Origin of the sequence: Pseudomonas sp. IT-P171 (assembly GCF_949767765.1) — a bacterium.
GTDB lineage: Bacteria > Pseudomonadota > Gammaproteobacteria > Pseudomonadales > Pseudomonadaceae > Aquipseudomonas > Aquipseudomonas fluorescens_B.
In genome coordinates this window covers 200,127-214,981 of the sequence record NZ_CATKQN010000044.1, presented here as the reverse complement: position 1 = coordinate 214,981, position 14,855 = coordinate 200,127, and the positions used below count along the sequence as shown (strand labels likewise).

18 protein-coding genes and 1 tRNA gene are annotated in these 14,855 nt (G+C 57.0%); 15 read left to right on the top strand and 4 right to left on the bottom strand.

Going from position 1 to position 14,855, the window contains the following annotated elements; genetic code table 11:
- The first annotated feature begins 23 nt into the window (after positions 1–23).
- The 3 genes from rbsK to ACM6I5_RS20925 are packed head-to-tail and all read left to right on the top strand — an operon-like array spanning position 24 to position 2,413.
- Positions 24–941 (top strand): ribokinase, encoded by a 918-nt coding sequence (rbsK, locus tag ACM6I5_RS20935; protein ID WP_017337666.1) that lies wholly within the window; start codon positions 24–26, stop codon positions 939–941.
- On the top strand, positions 938–1,342 hold the full coding sequence (rbsD, locus tag ACM6I5_RS20930) for a D-ribose pyranase (RefSeq protein ID WP_017337667.1): 405 nt from the start codon (positions 938–940) through the stop codon (positions 1,340–1,342). The genes rbsK and rbsD overlap by 4 nt, the downstream gene beginning before the upstream one ends.
- 42 nt (positions 1,343–1,384) lie before the next feature.
- A complete protein-coding gene (locus ACM6I5_RS20925; protein WP_414884594.1) occupies positions 1,385–2,413 on the top strand; it encodes a nucleoside hydrolase in 1,029 nt (342 codons plus the stop codon).
- Positions 2,414–2,445: 32 nt separating this feature from the next.
- On the opposite strand, the gene ACM6I5_RS20920 is transcribed toward ACM6I5_RS20925, so the two are convergent.
- Positions 2,446–2,658 (bottom strand): hypothetical protein, encoded by a 213-nt coding sequence (locus ACM6I5_RS20920; RefSeq protein ID WP_017337669.1) that lies wholly within the window; start codon positions 2,656–2,658, stop codon positions 2,446–2,448.
- A 131-nt stretch (positions 2,659–2,789) separates the two neighbouring features.
- On the opposite strand from ACM6I5_RS20920, the gene ACM6I5_RS20915 reads away from it, so the two are divergent.
- Together ACM6I5_RS20915 and ACM6I5_RS20910 are read left to right on the top strand one after the other, a co-directional pair.
- The gene (locus tag ACM6I5_RS20915) at positions 2,790–3,095 is read left to right on the top strand and encodes a hypothetical protein (protein ID WP_017337670.1); all 306 of its coding nucleotides are present in this window, start codon (positions 2,790–2,792) and stop codon (positions 3,093–3,095) included.
- Positions 3,096–3,260: 165 nt separating this feature from the next.
- Positions 3,261–3,581, top strand: a complete 321-nt coding sequence (locus ACM6I5_RS20910) for an I78 family peptidase inhibitor (RefSeq protein WP_414878725.1) — start codon at positions 3,261–3,263, stop codon at positions 3,579–3,581.
- 72 nt (positions 3,582–3,653) lie between these two features.
- On the opposite strand, the gene ACM6I5_RS20905 is transcribed toward ACM6I5_RS20910, so the two are convergent.
- The gene (locus tag ACM6I5_RS20905) at positions 3,654–3,866 is read right to left on the bottom strand and encodes a cold-shock protein (protein ID WP_003179963.1); all 213 of its coding nucleotides are present in this window, start codon (positions 3,864–3,866) and stop codon (positions 3,654–3,656) included.
- Between the two features lie 291 nt (positions 3,867–4,157).
- Positions 4,158–4,460 carry a hypothetical protein gene (locus ACM6I5_RS20900; RefSeq protein WP_414884593.1) on the bottom strand — a complete coding sequence of 101 codons (303 nt, stop codon included), beginning with the start codon at positions 4,458–4,460 and terminating at the stop codon, positions 4,158–4,160.
- 371 nt (positions 4,461–4,831) lie between these two features.
- On the opposite strand from ACM6I5_RS20900, the gene thrS reads away from it, so the two are divergent.
- The 9 genes from thrS to ACM6I5_RS20855 all read left to right on the top strand — a co-directional run bounded on the left by thrS (position 4,832) and on the right by ACM6I5_RS20855 (position 12,288).
- Positions 4,832–6,754, top strand: a complete 1,923-nt coding sequence (gene thrS, locus ACM6I5_RS20895; RefSeq protein WP_008023971.1) for a threonine--tRNA ligase — start codon at positions 4,832–4,834, stop codon at positions 6,752–6,754.
- The gene (gene infC, locus ACM6I5_RS20890; protein WP_172435341.1) at positions 6,754–7,305 is read left to right on the top strand and encodes a translation initiation factor IF-3; all 552 of its coding nucleotides are present in this window, start codon (positions 6,754–6,756) and stop codon (positions 7,303–7,305) included. The genes thrS and infC overlap by 1 nt, the downstream gene beginning before the upstream one ends.
- A gap of 60 nt (positions 7,306–7,365) precedes the next feature.
- Positions 7,366–7,560 (top strand): 50S ribosomal protein L35, encoded by a 195-nt coding sequence (gene rpmI, locus ACM6I5_RS20885; protein WP_002553160.1) that lies wholly within the window; start codon positions 7,366–7,368, stop codon positions 7,558–7,560.
- Between the two features lie 28 nt (positions 7,561–7,588).
- A complete protein-coding gene (gene rplT / locus ACM6I5_RS20880; RefSeq protein ID WP_007905879.1) occupies positions 7,589–7,945 on the top strand; it encodes a 50S ribosomal protein L20 in 357 nt (118 codons plus the stop codon).
- A gap of 109 nt (positions 7,946–8,054) precedes the next feature.
- Positions 8,055–9,071 carry a phenylalanine--tRNA ligase subunit alpha gene (pheS, locus tag ACM6I5_RS20875; protein ID WP_017337673.1) on the top strand — a complete coding sequence of 339 codons (1,017 nt, stop codon included), beginning with the start codon at positions 8,055–8,057 and terminating at the stop codon, positions 9,069–9,071.
- Positions 9,072–9,097: 26 nt separating this feature from the next.
- Positions 9,098–11,479, top strand: coding sequence for a phenylalanine--tRNA ligase subunit beta (pheT, locus tag ACM6I5_RS20870; RefSeq protein ID WP_414884592.1), 2,382 nt, complete (start codon positions 9,098–9,100; stop codon positions 11,477–11,479).
- Between the two features lie 3 nt (positions 11,480–11,482).
- Positions 11,483–11,785: an integration host factor subunit alpha gene (gene ihfA, locus ACM6I5_RS20865; protein ID WP_002553164.1), complete on the top strand. Its 303-nt coding sequence runs from the start codon at positions 11,483–11,485 to the stop codon at positions 11,783–11,785.
- Positions 11,766–12,122: a MerR family transcriptional regulator gene (locus tag ACM6I5_RS20860; RefSeq protein ID WP_003179985.1), complete on the top strand. Its 357-nt coding sequence runs from the start codon at positions 11,766–11,768 to the stop codon at positions 12,120–12,122. Before ihfA ends, ACM6I5_RS20860 begins: the two co-directional genes overlap by 20 nt.
- 89 nt (positions 12,123–12,211) lie before the next feature.
- Positions 12,212–12,288 (top strand) — tRNA-Pro (locus ACM6I5_RS20855).
- A 297-nt stretch (positions 12,289–12,585) separates the two neighbouring features.
- Here ACM6I5_RS20855 and ACM6I5_RS20850 read toward each other — a convergent pair.
- A complete protein-coding gene (locus ACM6I5_RS20850) occupies positions 12,586–13,686 on the bottom strand; it encodes an alkene reductase (RefSeq protein ID WP_414884591.1) in 1,101 nt (366 codons plus the stop codon).
- Positions 13,687–13,946: 260 nt separating this feature from the next.
- On the opposite strand from ACM6I5_RS20850, the gene ACM6I5_RS20845 reads away from it, so the two are divergent.
- A complete protein-coding gene (locus ACM6I5_RS20845; RefSeq protein WP_414884590.1) occupies positions 13,947–14,849 on the top strand; it encodes a LysR family transcriptional regulator in 903 nt (300 codons plus the stop codon).
- Positions 14,850–14,855: the final 6 nt, after the last annotated feature.

Below are 14,855 nucleotides of genomic sequence, written 5' to 3'. Positions count from 1 at the left end.
ACAGCATTTATGAGTAGTGATGTATGCCAGCAAAAGTAGTGGTGATAGGCAGTCTGAACATGGACTTGGTGACCCGCGCGTCGCGGTTGCCCCGCGGCGGTGAAACGCTGATCGGCGAGTCGTTTGCCACAGTCTCCGGCGGCAAGGGTGCCAATCAGGCGGTTGCGGCAGCGCGACTGGGGGCGCAGGTGTCGATGGTCGGTTGCGTGGGCAGCGATGCCTACGGCGAGGAACTGCGCGGGGCGTTGTTGGCCGACCGTATCGATTGCCAGGCGGTCAGCACCGTCGACGGTGCCAGCGGCGTGGCGTTGATCGTGGTGGATGACAACAGCCAGAACGCGATCGTTATCGTCGCCGGTGCCAATGGCGCGCTGACGCCAGAAGTGATCGATCGCTTTGACGCGGTATTGCAGGCGGCAGATGTGATCATTTGTCAGCTGGAAGTGCCGGATGCCACGGTCGGACATGCGCTCAAGCGCGGTCGTGAGCTAGGAAAAACCGTGATTCTCAACCCGGCGCCAGCCAGTCGTCCACTGCCGGCAGACTGGTATGCCGCCATCGATTACCTGATTCCGAACGAGAGCGAAGCCTCGGCACTGAGCGGTTTGCCGGTGGACTCCCTGGCAACCGCCGAAACCGCTGCGACCCGGTTGATTGCCATGGGGGCGGGCAAGGTCATCATTACCCTGGGGGCCCAAGGCTCGCTGTTTGCCAATGGCAAAAGCTTCGAACACTTTCCGGCGCCAAAGGTAAAAGCTGTGGATACCACGGCGGCAGGCGACACCTTTGTCGGTGGTTTCGCCGCCGCGTTGGCGGCCGGCAAAAACGAGGGCGACGCGATTCGTTTCGGCCAGGTGGCCGCCGCGCTGTCGGTGACCCGTGCCGGCGCGCAGCCCTCGATTCCCGATTTGTCCGATGTACAGGGCTTTAAAACACCATGAAGAAAACACCATTGCTCAACGTCGCGTTGTCGCGACTGATCGCTTCCCTGGGCCACGGCGACAAGGTCGTGATTGGCGATGCCGGTCTGCCGGTGCCGCCGGGCGTCGAGCTGATCGATCTGGCCCTGACCCACGGCATTCCTGATTTCATCAGCACGTTGAAAGTCGTACTCAGCGAAATGCAGGTCGAAAGCCACGTGTTGGCCCAGGAGATCCTGGACAAGCAACCGTCGGCGCTGTCCACACTGGACGAACTGAATGCCGAAGGTGCGCTGGGTCAGCGTGAGTTGCTCAGTCATGACCAATTCAAGGTCTTGAGCCGACAGGCGCGGGCGATTGTTCGTACAGGCGAATGTCAGCCGTACTGCAACATCGTGCTGGTGGCCGGGGTCACGTTCTGATTCGCCATTGTCTCTCTGTTTTCCCACGCACAAGGAGTGCCCATGCACCGCTATGCTCAGAAACTGCACCACCTGCTCCGGAGTTTGCTGCTTTTGTCCTTGATAACCGCAACAAGCGCCCAGGCGGCGGAAAAGATCGACTTGATCATCGACACCGACCCGGGTGCCGATGACGTGGTGGCCTTGCTGTTTGCCCTGGCATCACCGGAAGAGTTGAACATCCGCGCGCTGACCACCGTCGCCGGTAACGTTCGCCTGGACAAGACCTCGCGTAATGCGCGGCTGGCCCGCGAGTGGGCAGGGCGCGAAGACGTTCCGGTGTATGCCGGTGCGCCGAAGCCGCTGATGCGCACGCCCATCTATGCCGAGAACATTCATGGCAAGGAAGGCCTGTCAGGTGTGACCGTGCATGAACCGAAGAAAGGCCTGGCCAAGGGCAATGCGGTCAATTACCTGATCGACACCTTGAAAACCGCCAAGCCCCACAGCATCACCATCGCCATGCTCGGTCCACAGACCAACCTGGCCCTGGCGCTGATCCAGGAACCTGAAATCGTTCAGGGCATCAAGGAAGTGGTGATCATGGGTGGTGCGCACTTCAATGGCGGCAACATCACCCCGGTGGCGGAATTCAACCTGTTCGCTGACCCGCAAGCGGCGGAAGTGGTGCTGAAAAGTGGCGTCAAGCTGACGTATCTGCCCCTGGACGTGACCCACAAGATCCTCACCAGCGAGGCGCGCCTGAAGCAGATCGCCGCGCTGAACAACAACGCCAGCAAGCTGGTGGGCGATATTCTCAACGAATACGTGAAAGGCGACATGGAGCACTACGGTCTTCCGGGAGGCCCGGTACATGACGCTACGGTCATTGCCTACCTGCTCAAGCCCGAGTTGTTCACTGGCCGTTCGGTCAATGTGGTGGTTGATAGCGACGAGGGCCCGACATTCGGTCAAACCATCGTCGACTGGTATGACGGCCTGAAAGCGCCGAAGAACGCTTTCTGGGTTGAAAGCGGCGACGCTCAGGGTTTCTTCGACCTGCTGACCCAGCGTCTGGCGCGTCTGAAGTAAGTTTCACACCCGCAGGTGCCCGCCTGCGGGTTTCACTCCCTTTCGTTGTATTCGGCGCCTTTGTAGTCGGTCGGGTACTTCTCGAACACCTGCGCGATGAAGGATTGCGCCGCTTCAGTCCCCAGCTCCTTGACCAATAGATCGATACCAATGATTGCCAACTCTTCCGGGCTGCCCGGGCTGTATGAACTATGACCTTGCGGCCATTTGGCTTTGATGTCGGCGTCGATGCTTACGGTGGTCATGATGGGGCTCGTGAATTCGGGAAAGTCTGAGTGTGAGTTAACCATTTTGCCGGACGTTTGGCACTCCGACTTAGGCATGAGGGGAGGGCTATGCGACACTTGGTCTTTGAAGATTTATCAAGGACCGTGCTGTGCAGATCGATTTGAACTCTCCTGACGGCTTGACGCTTGAGGCCGTGCGCCAGCTGCTAGCCTCTGCCAGTGATGATGAGCACGCCCAATTGCGAGTGACCAAGGGCGGCATCGCTTACATTTCATCGGGCGTCGTGGGCGGCACCGACATCGACGGTCTCCTGTTTCGTCTGGAGACGTGGGCCAAAGGCTCCGGGTATGTGGGATTGGTCGCGGCCAGTGACGAAGTCTGGGTCATGCAGATTTTCAATGCGTTGAAAGGCAACTGGCCAACGCCACCGTTCGATTACATCGACATTTATTGAGCGCAGGTCATATAAAGTCACGATTGCGGGGTGAACGACCGGGAATGCTCAGGCAAACTCGCCGATTGTCCGGATCGAGGGCAGGGTGAAAGCGCTGCCTGTGAAACCAAACGCCAGATTGGCGGTCGCACGATCTCAGCTTAACTATTGAAAAAAGGAGGCTTCATGCCTTGGAAGCTCGCGTCATTGGGTACTTTGTTGGCCGCTAGCCTGCTGGCCGGTTGCAGTAGTACGTCCACCGAATCGGCAACAGACCCTGTCACGACGACTGATACCGGTCACAGCCGTTGCGAAGCAAAGGCTGCCGAATTCACCATTGGCAAAAAGGCTTCGCCCGAACTGCTCGAGCAGGCGCGCATCCGCGCCGGTGCACAGAATGCCCGTATCCTCAAGCCTAACGATATGGTGACCCTGGAGTACCGTTCCGATCGCCTGAACCTGAACACCGATGACAAGCTGGTGATCACGCGCATCAACTGCGGCTGACAGCGTCAGGCTTTTGCTTCACCCATAAAAAACCCCGTCACATGGACGGGGTTTTTTTAGTGCGCCTGGAAATTACTCTGGGCGAACTTGAGCAGCTTGCATACCCTTTTGGCCTTTCTCAGCCACGAAGGAAACGGTCTGGCCTTCTTTCAGGCTTTTGAAACCGTCGCTTTCGATAGCTTTGAAGTGTACGAACAGGTCGTCACCGCCACCTTGAGGAGTGATGAAGCCGAAGCCTTTTTCATCGTTGAACCATTTAACGGTGCCGGTTTGGCGATTAGACATGGTGTATCTCCAAGAAACATATATTTTCAGTAGTACTGTGCTGCTCAGGCCAACTGGGCACACCGGGGTATCATAGTCGAAATGTTCGCTTTGGGAGCCCCCCGGACGTGCTGTTTGCCCTACAGTCACGCTTGCTTTGTTGCTTGATGTGGCTGAAAGCCCCGATTTAAAAGGCTTTCAGCCGAAAGTAAAGACGATAAAAAAAGCTGTAAAACCTGCATAAATTGTCGAAAAAAGCGGTTTTTACGACCTTTTCACCGTCGGAAAACCGAATGCGGGGTTCGTTCCGACTTATTTTTTGGTCGCATTACTGGCTTTGCATTTAGCGATCTGGCCCAGCGCTTTCTGTTGCAGTTCCGGGCTGGCTTTGTTGTCCATCAACGATTGAAGATCGCTGGCCGGGTACGACTTGATCGCATCGGCGCCACAAGCGCAGTGGGATTTTGCCGCGGCTGCACCGATCTGCGGAGTCGCTGCCTGGGTGCATTGAGCCATGTATTTCTCGCGCTCGCCCTTCGGCCAATCGGCATGGGCGGCCAGTGGCAGCAGCAGGACGATAGGGGCGACTACTGCGAACAAACGATTCAGACGCATGCTGGGATGCTCCTTGTGGGTCAATGTCTTGTTATCTGAGGGGTAAAACCGGGTTCAGTTCAGCACTCTGGCATAAAAACAGCTGATTTGCCCTTGCAGAAAAGCCGGCACCGCGACGACCGTTCATCTGTGCTAGCATGCCTCGCTCGGGCGTTTGCAGGCTCCGGATGACTTCAGTCCCGGTGGCGGCAGATGTTCGAATAACCCTGATTTGAATCCCAGTCACTCTGGTTCGGTTTTCCGGTTGGCCGCAAGGCTCCTGCCGCTGTAAGGCAGGCGTTCGTCATTGAATGGCCTGGACCGGATCTTGTACTGGCTCATCCCAACCCACGTGACCTTTGGTAGGGGTCACCACTAGGAGAGGAGGCGCCATGCCAACTATTACTCTTCCCGACGGCAGTCAACGTTCATTCGATCACCCGGTTTCCGTAGCCGAGGTCGCCGCATCCATTGGTGCAGGTCTGGCCAAGGCCACCGTGGCCGGCAAGGTCGATGGCAAGCTGGTCGACGCCAGTGACATCATTAGCGCCGACGCGACGCTGCAAATCATTACGCCAAAGGATGAAGAGGGGCTGGAGATCATTCGCCACTCTTGCGCCCACCTGGTTGGCCACGCGGTCAAGCAGCTGTACCCGACGGCCAAAATGGTCATCGGCCCGGTCATCGACGAAGGCTTCTATTACGACATCGCCTTCGAACGTCCCTTCACTCCGGACGACCTGGCTGCCATCGAACAGCGCATGCAGCAGCTGATCGAAAAAGATTACGACGTGATCAAGAAAGTCACTCCGCGCGCCGAAGTGATCGAAGTGTTCAAGGCCCGCGGCGAAGACTACAAGCTGCGCCTGGTCGAGGACATGCCGAACGAACAGGCCATGGGCCTGTACTATCACGAAGAATACGTCGACATGTGCCGCGGTCCGCACGTGCCGAACACGCGTTTCCTGAAATCCTTCAAACTGACCAAGTTGTCCGGCGCCTACTGGCGCGGCGATGCCAAGAACGAGCAATTGCAGCGCGTTTACGGCACTGCGTGGGCTGACAAGAAGCAGCTGGCGGCTTACATCCAGCGCATCGAAGAAGCTGAAAAACGCGATCACCGCAAGATCGGCAAGCGCCTGGGCCTGTTCCACACCCAGGAAGAGTCGCCGGGCATGGTGTTCTGGCACCCGAACGGCTGGACGTTGTACCAGGTGCTCGAGCAGTACATGCGCAAGGTTCAGCGCGACAACGGCTACCTGGAGATCAAGACTCCGCAAGTCGTTGACCGCAGCCTGTGGGAGAAATCCGGGCACTGGGCCAACTACGCCGACAACATGTTTACCACCCAGTCGGAAAACCGCGACTACGCCATCAAGCCGATGAACTGCCCTTGCCACGTGCAAGTGTTCAATCAGGGCCTGAAAAGCTACCGCGAGTTGCCGATGCGCCTGGCCGAATTCGGTGCCTGCCACCGTAACGAGCCATCGGGTGCGCTGCACGGCATCATGCGTGTGCGGGCGTTCACTCAGGATGACGCGCACATCTTCTGCACCGAAGAGCAGATGCAGGCCGAATCCGCCGCGTTCATCAAGCTGACCATGGATGTCTACGCCGACTTCGGCTTCAAAGATGTCGAGATGAAGCTGTCCACTCGTCCGGAAAAACGTGTCGGTTCCGACGAGCTGTGGGATCGCGCCGAAGCTGCACTGGCTGCAGCCCTTGACAGCGCTGGCTTGCCGTACGATTTGCAGCCGGGCGAAGGTGCGTTCTACGGTCCGAAGATCGAGTTCTCGCTGAAAGATTGCCTCGGTCGTGTCTGGCAGTGTGGTACCCTGCAGCTCGATTTTAACCTGCCTGTCCGTCTGGGAGCCGAATACGTCTCCGAAGACAACAGTCGCAAGCACCCGGTGATGTTGCACCGGGCGATCCTCGGATCCTTCGAACGTTTCGTCGGCATCCTGATCGAGCACTACGAGGGTGCATTCCCTGCGTGGCTGGCTCCGACCCAGGCAGTGATCATGAACATCACTGACAAACAGGCCGATTTTGCCGCCGAGGTTGAAAAAACTCTCAACGAAAGCGGATTTCGTGCCAAGTCTGACTTGAGAAATGAAAAGATCGGCTTTAAAATCCGCGAGCATACTTTGCTCAAGGTTCCCTATCTCTTGGTTATCGGAGATCGGGAGGTCGAGATGCAGACTGTCGCTGTGCGTACTCGTGAAGGTGCTGACCTGGGCTCGATGCCCGTCGCCCAGTTCGCTGAGTTTCTCGCGCAAGCGGTTTCCCGGCGTGGTCGCCCAGATTCGGAGTAATTATTATTAAGCGTGAAATGAGACAAGATAAACGAGCTGCACCGAAAGCCCCGATCAACGAGAATATCTCGGCACGCGAGGTTCGGTTAATTGGGGCTGAAGGTGAACAGCTTGGGATTGTGTCAATTGAAGACGCGCTTCTTAAGGCTGAAGAGGCCAAACTGGATTTGGTGGAAATTTCCGCCGATGCAGTACCCCCTGTTTGCAAACTGATGGACTACGGCAAATCGATCTTCGAGAAGAAGAAGCAGATTGCCGCGGCCAAGAAAAACCAGAAGCAGATTCAGGTTAAAGAAATCAAGTTTCGTCCAGGGACGGAGGAAGGGGATTACCAGGTAAAACTGCGCAACCTGGTACGTTTCCTGAGTGATGGGGACAGGGCCAAGGTATCCTTGCGATTCCGCGGCCGTGAGATGGCCCACCAGGAGCTGGGGATGGAACTCCTCAAGCGAGTTGAAGGTGACTTGCTCGAGTACGGTTCGGTCGAACAGCATCCTAAGATGGAAGGACGCCAGCTGATCATGGTCATCGCCCCGAAAAAGAAGAAGTAATCATCAGGGCACGGCAGGCCTTCTGATTATGTTTATCAACTGAATGCGGAGTATCCGAACATGCCAAAAATGAAAACGAAAAGTGGTGCTGCTAAGCGGTTTCTGAAAACTGCTAACGGTATCAAGCACAAGCACGCTTTCAAGAGCCACATCCTGACTAAAATGTCGACCAAGCGTAAGCGTCAACTGCGCGGTAGCAGCTTGCTGCATCCGTCTGACGTGGCAAAAGTCGAGCGCATGCTGCGCCTTCGTTAATTTTAGTCAAGAATAGAGGAAGTAACTCATGGCTCGTGTAAAGCGTGGCGTCATTGCCCGTAAACGTCACAAAAAAATTCTGAAACTTGCTAAAGGCTACTACGGCGCTCGCTCGCGCGTATTCCGTGTTGCCAAGCAAGCGGTAATCAAGGCAGGCCAATACGCCTACCGTGACCGTCGTCAGAAAAAACGTCAGTTCCGCGCTCTGTGGATCGCTCGTATCAACGCTGGTGCACGTATCAACGGTCTGTCCTACAGCCGTTTCATCGCCGGCCTGAAAAAAGCGTCCATCGAGATCGACCGTAAGGTTCTGGCTGATCTGGCAGTGAACGAAAAAGCGGCGTTTGCTGCGATTGTCGAGAAAGCTAAAGCCACCTTGGCTTAAGTACCCCCGACAGTCACCCGGCCTCACCTCTGTGGGGCCAGGTGTTAAACGTCATAAATAGGGGAAGAGCCTTCAAGCTCTTCCCCTATTTTGTATCTGGAGTCTGTACATGGAAAACCTGGATGCGCTCGTCTCTCAAGCACTAGAGGCTGTGCAAAGCGCTGAAGATATCAATGCCCTGGAGCAAATCCGGGTTCACTACCTTGGCAAAAAAGGTGAATTGACTCAGGTGATGAAGACCCTGGGGAATTTGCCGGCAGAAGAGCGTCCGCAAGTCGGCGCGCTGATCAACGTTGCCAAGGAGCGTGTCACAGAGGTTCTCAATGCCCGCAAGGCACTGTTTGAAGAGGCCGACCTGGCCGCCAAACTGTCTGCCGAGTCCATTGACGTGACCCTGCCTGGCCGTGGCCAGACCTCGGGTGGCCTGCATCCGGTTACTCGTACTCTGGAACGTATCGAACAGTTCTTCACCCATATTGGCTACGGCATCGCCGAAGGCCCTGAGGTCGAAGACGATTACCACAACTTCGAAGCGCTCAACATCCCAGGCCATCACCCGGCCCGGTCGATGCATGACACCTTCTATTTCAATGCCAACATGTTGCTGCGCACCCATACCTCGCCGGTACAGGTCCGCACCATGGAATCGAAACGGCCGCCGATCCGCATCGTCTGTCCAGGCCGTGTGTATCGCAGCGACTCCGATATCACTCACTCGCCGATGTTTCACCAGGTCGAAGGCCTGCTGGTCGATCGCGATATCAACTTCGCTGACCTGAAAGGCACCATCGAAGAGTTCCTGCGTGTGTTCTTCGAAAAAGAACTGGCCGTGCGCTTCCGTCCTTCGTACTTCCCGTTCACCGAGCCATCCGCTGAAGTCGACATGGAATGCGTGATGTGCAGCGGCAAAGGCTGCCGTGTCTGCAAGCAGACTGGCTGGCTGGAAGTCATGGGCTGCGGCATGGTTCACCCGAACGTGCTGCGCATGTCCGGGATCGACCCGGAAGAGTTTTCGGGCTTTGCCTTCGGCATGGGCGTTGAACGTCTGGCCATGCTGCGTTACGGCGTGAACGACTTGCGTCTGTTCTTCGACAACGACTTGCGGTTCCTCGCGCAATTTCGCTAGTCGTAACGAATTCTTAGGAGAGCAGGATGAAATTCAGTGAACAATGGCTGCGTGGCTGGGTAAGCCCGCAGGTAAGTCGCGACGAGCTGGTTGCTCGTCTGTCGATGGCCGGTCTTGAGGTCGATAGCGTTACGCCGGCCGCCGGTGAATTCGTTGGCGTAGTGGTGGGTGAGGTGTTGAGCACCGAGCAGCACCCGGACGCTGACAAGTTGCGTGTTTGCCAGGTCAGCAATGGCTCGGAGACTTTCCAGGTGGTGTGCGGTGCGCCAAACGTGCGCCCGGGCCTGAAGATCCCGTTCGCCATGATCGGTGCCGAACTGCCGGGCGACTTCAAAATCAAGAAAGCCAAGCTGCGTGGCGTTGAGTCCAACGGCATGCTGTGCTCGCAAGCCGAGCTGCAAATCGGCGAAGGCAATGATGGCCTGATGGAATTGCCGGCCGATGCGCCGGTGGGCCAGGACATCCGTGAATACCTGAGCCTGGACGACGCCAGCATCGAGGTCGACCTGACCCCGAACCGCGGCGATTGCCTGTCCCTGGCGGGTCTGGCCCGTGAAGTTGGCGCGCTGTACGCCGCTGAAGTCACCCGCCCGGTCATCGCCACCGTTCCAGCCGTGCACGACGAAGTGCGTTCGGTTGAAGTGCTCGCGCCAGCCGCTTGCCCGCGTTACCTGGGGCGTGTGATCCGTAACGTAGACCTGTCCAAACCTACGCCTCTGTGGATGGTCGAGCGTCTGCGTCGTGGCGATGTGCGCAGCATCGACGCTGCCGTCGACATCACCAATTACGTGATGCTGGAGCTGGGTCAACCGCTGCACGCGTTCGACCTCGCCGAAATCAATGGCGGCATCCGTGTGCGCATGGCCGAAGAAGGCGAGAAGCTAGTATTGCTCGACGGTCAGGAAGTCAGCCTGCGTAGCGATACGCTGGTGATCGCCGACCACACCCGTGCATTGGCTATCGCCGGCGTCATGGGTGGCGAGCACAGCGGCGTCAACACCGCGACCACTCGCGACATCTTCCTCGAAAGCGCGTTCTTCGATCAGATCGCTGTCGCTGGCAAGGCCCGTTCCTATGGCCTGCACACCGACGCTTCGCACCGCTACGAGCGTGGCGTGGACTGGCAACTGGCCCGTGAAGCCATGGAGCGCGCCACTGGCCTGCTGCTGGAAATCACCGGGGGCGAAGCCGGTCCGATCATCGAAACCGTCAGCGAACAGCATCTGCCGAAGATCGCACCGGTCACCCTTCGTGCCCAGCGCATCACCCAGATGCTGGGTATGGAAATGGAACCGGCCGAAGTCGAGCGTTTGCTCAACGGCTTGGGCCTCACCGTTTCGGCGGACGGGGCAGGGCAGTGGCGCGTTGAAGTGCCAAGCCATCGCTTCGATATCAGCCTCGAAGTTGACCTGATCGAAGAGCTGGCCCGTCTGTACGGCTACAACCGTCTGCCGGTTCGTTACCCGCAAGCCCGTTTGGCGCCGCAAGCCAAGGCTGAAGCGCGTAGCGACCTGCCTGAGCTGCGTCGTCTGCTGGTAGCCCGTGGTTATCAGGAAGCGATCACCTACAGCTTCATCGATCCGAAACAATTCGAGTTGTTTAATCCGGGTGTCGAGCCGCTGCTGCTGGCCAACCCGATTTCCAACGACATGGCGGCCATGCGCTCGTCCCTGTGGCCAGGTCTGGTCAAGGCGCTTCAGCACAACCTGAATCGTCAACAGGATCGCGTCCGTCTGTTCGAAAGCGGCCTGCGTTTCGTCGGTCAGCTGGAAGGTTTGAAGCAAGAGCCGATGCTGGCTGGCGTGGTGTGCGGCAGCCGTCTGCCGGAAGGCTGGGCGCAAGGTCGCGATGTCGTGGATTTCTTCGACGTCAAGGCTGACGTGGAAGCGGTACTGGGCTTCGCCGGTGCGCTGGACTCGTTCACGTTTGTGCCGGGCAAGCACCCAGCGCTGCACCCGGGTCAAACCGCGCGCATCGAACGCGAAGGTCGGCTGGTAGGTTTCGTGGGTGCGATTCACCCTGAATTGTCGAAAGCCCTCGGTCTCGATCGTCCGGTCTTCGTTTTCGAGCTGGTTCTGGCTGAAGTGGCGTTGGGCAAAATGCCTAAATTCCAGGAGTTATCGCGCTTTCCTGAAGTGCGTCGTGATCTCGCGTTGATTGCCGAAAAAGGCGTCGCGGCTAGCGCTGTACTGGACGTAATCCGTGAAAATGCAGGGGAATGGCTGACGGACCTCAGGCTATTTGACGTATATCAGGGTAAAGGCATTGATCCTGATAGAAAAAGCCTTGCAGTCGGCTTGACCTGGCAGCATCCATCGCGCACTCTTAATGACGATGAGGTGAATACCGCGACGCAAAACATCCTCACCTCGCTCGAACAAAGGTTGAACGCCACGTTAAGGAAGTGACGTATGGGGGCTCTGACGAAAGCTGAAATGGCGGAACGTCTGTATGAAGAGCTGGGCCTGAACAAACGGGAGGCCAAGGAATTGGTCGAACTGTTTTTTGAAGAAATCAGGCACGCTCTTGAAGACAACGAACAAGTCAAATTGTCCGGTTTCGGCAATTTCGACCTTCGGGACAAACGCCAGCGGCCCGGCCGCAATCCGAAAACGGGTGAAGAAATCCCGATCACGGCTCGCCGTGTGGTCACCTTTCGTCCAGGGCAGAAGTTGAAGGCCCGAGTTGAGGCTTATGCTGGAACCAAGTCATAACGACGAGCTACCCGTCATCCCAGGCAAACGCTACTTCACCATTGGTGAAGTCAGCGAGCTGTGTGCCGTAAAACCGCATGTGCTGCGCTATTGGGAGCAGGAGTTTCCTCAACTCAACCCCGTCAAACGACGCGGAAACCGCCGGTATTATCAGCGACAGGACGTGCTGATGATCCGGCAGATCCGCGCGCTTCTTTACGACCAAGGGTTCACCATCGGCGGCGCGCGCTTGCGTTTGTCCGGCGATGAAGCCAAAGACGACACCACTCAATACAAGCAGATGATTCGGCAGATGATTGCCGAACTGGAAGATGTGCTGGTGGTGCTCAAGAAATAAATTCATGCGTTTGAATACTTCCAGTTTTCAAAAGCTTGCGATATATTCTTGACCGTTCTTCGAGATGAAGAACGAGTTTCACGCCTAGTCGGGGCGTAGCGCAGTCCGGTAGCGCACTAGCATGGGGTGCTAGGGGTCGAGTGTTCGAATCACTCCGTCCCGACCATATATTTCAAAGGGTTGCGAGATTTTATCTCGCGACCCTTTTTTATTTTTTGTCGTTTTTACCCCTAAAAAACTCCTGGCTTTTGGTGGCATCCTCACCCCTGTTTGAGGAGAAGGGCGCAAGATTCTGGGTGCTAATGTCTCCCTCGCCGGAGGTTTGGCGATGGGGGCATGGACGAACCCGACCGTTCTCGGTGATTTTCCCGCCTCATCGCCAGCTATCGACTGCGTCCCGGGCGCTGATCGACTTCCTGATCCGCGGGGTGGCAGATCAAACCCAAACGCCACGCAACAAACGTCAAGCGATCGGATAGGTCGGGTAGTCGGTATAGCCCTGGGCGTCTCCGCCATAGCTCAACGCCCGGTCCGGTTTCAACAATGGCCAGTCGTTGCGCAGTCGTTCAACCAGATCTGGGTTGGCAATGAAGGGTTCACCGAACGCGGCGATGTCGATCATTCCATCGCGAATAAATTGTTCCGCTCGTACCTTGGTCATGCCCCCTGCGAGCACTAGCGTGCCCTGGTAGTGGCCGCGAAATTTTTGCAGGAAATCCTGAGGGATGGGCGAACTGCCCCGCGACAGCTGATCCATGAAATGAACATAGGCCAGACCGCGCCGGGAGAGCTGGTCGGCGATATACAGGTAGGTGTCTTCGACATCCTCGTAAAGCCCCATGTCAAACAGGCCGCCAAAGGGCGACAGGCGAATGGCGGTCCGTTGGGCGCCGATAGCTTCGATGACGCTGTCGACCACTTCCAGCAAGAAACGTGAACGGTTTTCGAGGGTATCGCTGCGGTACTCGTCTGTACGGTCATTGACGAGCGGATTAAGGAATTGTTCGATCAGGTAGCCGTTGGCGCCGTGCAGTTCAATGCCATCGAAACCGGCTTCAATCGCATTCGCGGCGGCCTGGGCAAAGTCACGAATCACCGCTTTGACTTCTGGCGTGGTGAGGGCGCGGGGCTGGGAGACGTCGACCGGACCGGGCTCGCCACGCTCAGTCAAACCCCAGGCCTGGGAGTTACGGGCAATCCGCGAGGTCGAGCTGACCGGGGCAATACCGCCTGGTTGAATACTGACATGAGAAACGCGTCCGACATGCCATAACTGCGTGAAGATAACGCCTCCGGCGGCGTGCACTGCCTGGGTTACTTTGCGCCAGCCATTGATCTGTGGCGTGGTGTAGATGCCTGGGATGGCCAAAAAGCCTTCGGCCGAGCGCGAAATGGGGGTGCCTTCGGTGATGATCAGTCCGGCGCCGGCCCGCTGGCTGTAGTAAAGCGCAGTGAGATCGCTGGCGACGCCATCCGGGTTCCGCGCCCGTGTCATTGGCGCCATGGCAATACGGTTGCGCAACGTAAGAGTGCCGACTTGGATGGGATCAAATAATGAGCTCATGGGGACCTGTCCTTTCTTTTATGTTGCTCAAGAAGGTAGGCCTGGCACCGCAAACTGATAACCCGATCCGGCCGAACATGATTTGTGAATCTGTTTCACAGCTTACTCAACCTTACAAATCCTGGCTGCATTGTGCAGTCGATTCCACTGCTTATTGAATTGGTTTCACAGGATAAGTGAACGTCTGGCCCCTTATTGCTAAGCATCAACCCGAAGCGCTTGTGATATTTTTTCACTAATCAATCAGTGGAGAGGCGGACGTGGATAACAGGGCAGGCGAGATGCAGGTATTTGTACGGGTCGTCGACGCCGGCAGCTTTTCGCAAGCAGCGCGACAGATGCTGATGACACCTTCGACGGTCAGTAAATTGATTGTTCGACTGGAGCTGCGTCTGGGTGTCCGTCTGCTCGAACGTTCGACACGTAAGCTGTCGCTGACCGATGAAGGGCGCATCTATTATGAACGCAGTAATGCTTTGCTGGCAGAGCTCGACGACGTTGAAAGAGTGTTGGCCCAAGGCGCACAAAAAGCACGCGGAACTGTGCGCATCAATGCGTCGGTTGCGTTTGGCACAATGGCGATCGAACCCAATTTGCCGGCCTTCTGGGAGGCCCACCCGAATATCCAGATCAATCTGTCCTTGAGTGATGACATCGTGGACATGTACCTGGATCGAACAGACGTTGCTTTCCGTGTTGGTGTGTTGACTGACTCGACCCTGCGTGCGAGGAGTATCGGTATTGCTCGGCGCAAGATTGTTGCTTCGCCGGATTATCTGGAAAAGCACGGAGTGCCCGAAAACCTGGAAGATCTCGCCGAACACAATTGTTTGAGTTTCAATTTCCGCCGCTCCAGTCCGGTCTGGCCCATGAATCAGAGCGGCCGCATCGTTGATCGGATCGTCCAGGGTAACCTGCAGGCCAACAATGGCGAGACGGTCCGGCGCATGGCCATCGCCGGTGTCGGGATCGCCCGATTGGCGGATTTTCACATTGATGAAGACCTGGCCACGGGGCGCCTGGTCGAGGTGCTCGCGCAAAGCGGTCATGATTGCGAGGAAGTCCATGCGCTGTATCAGGGCGGGCAACATGTGCCCCAGCGTATCAGGACGTTCCTAGACTTTATGGTGCCGCGTCTTCAAGCCTTTATGGACCGCGGGTGAAATCCC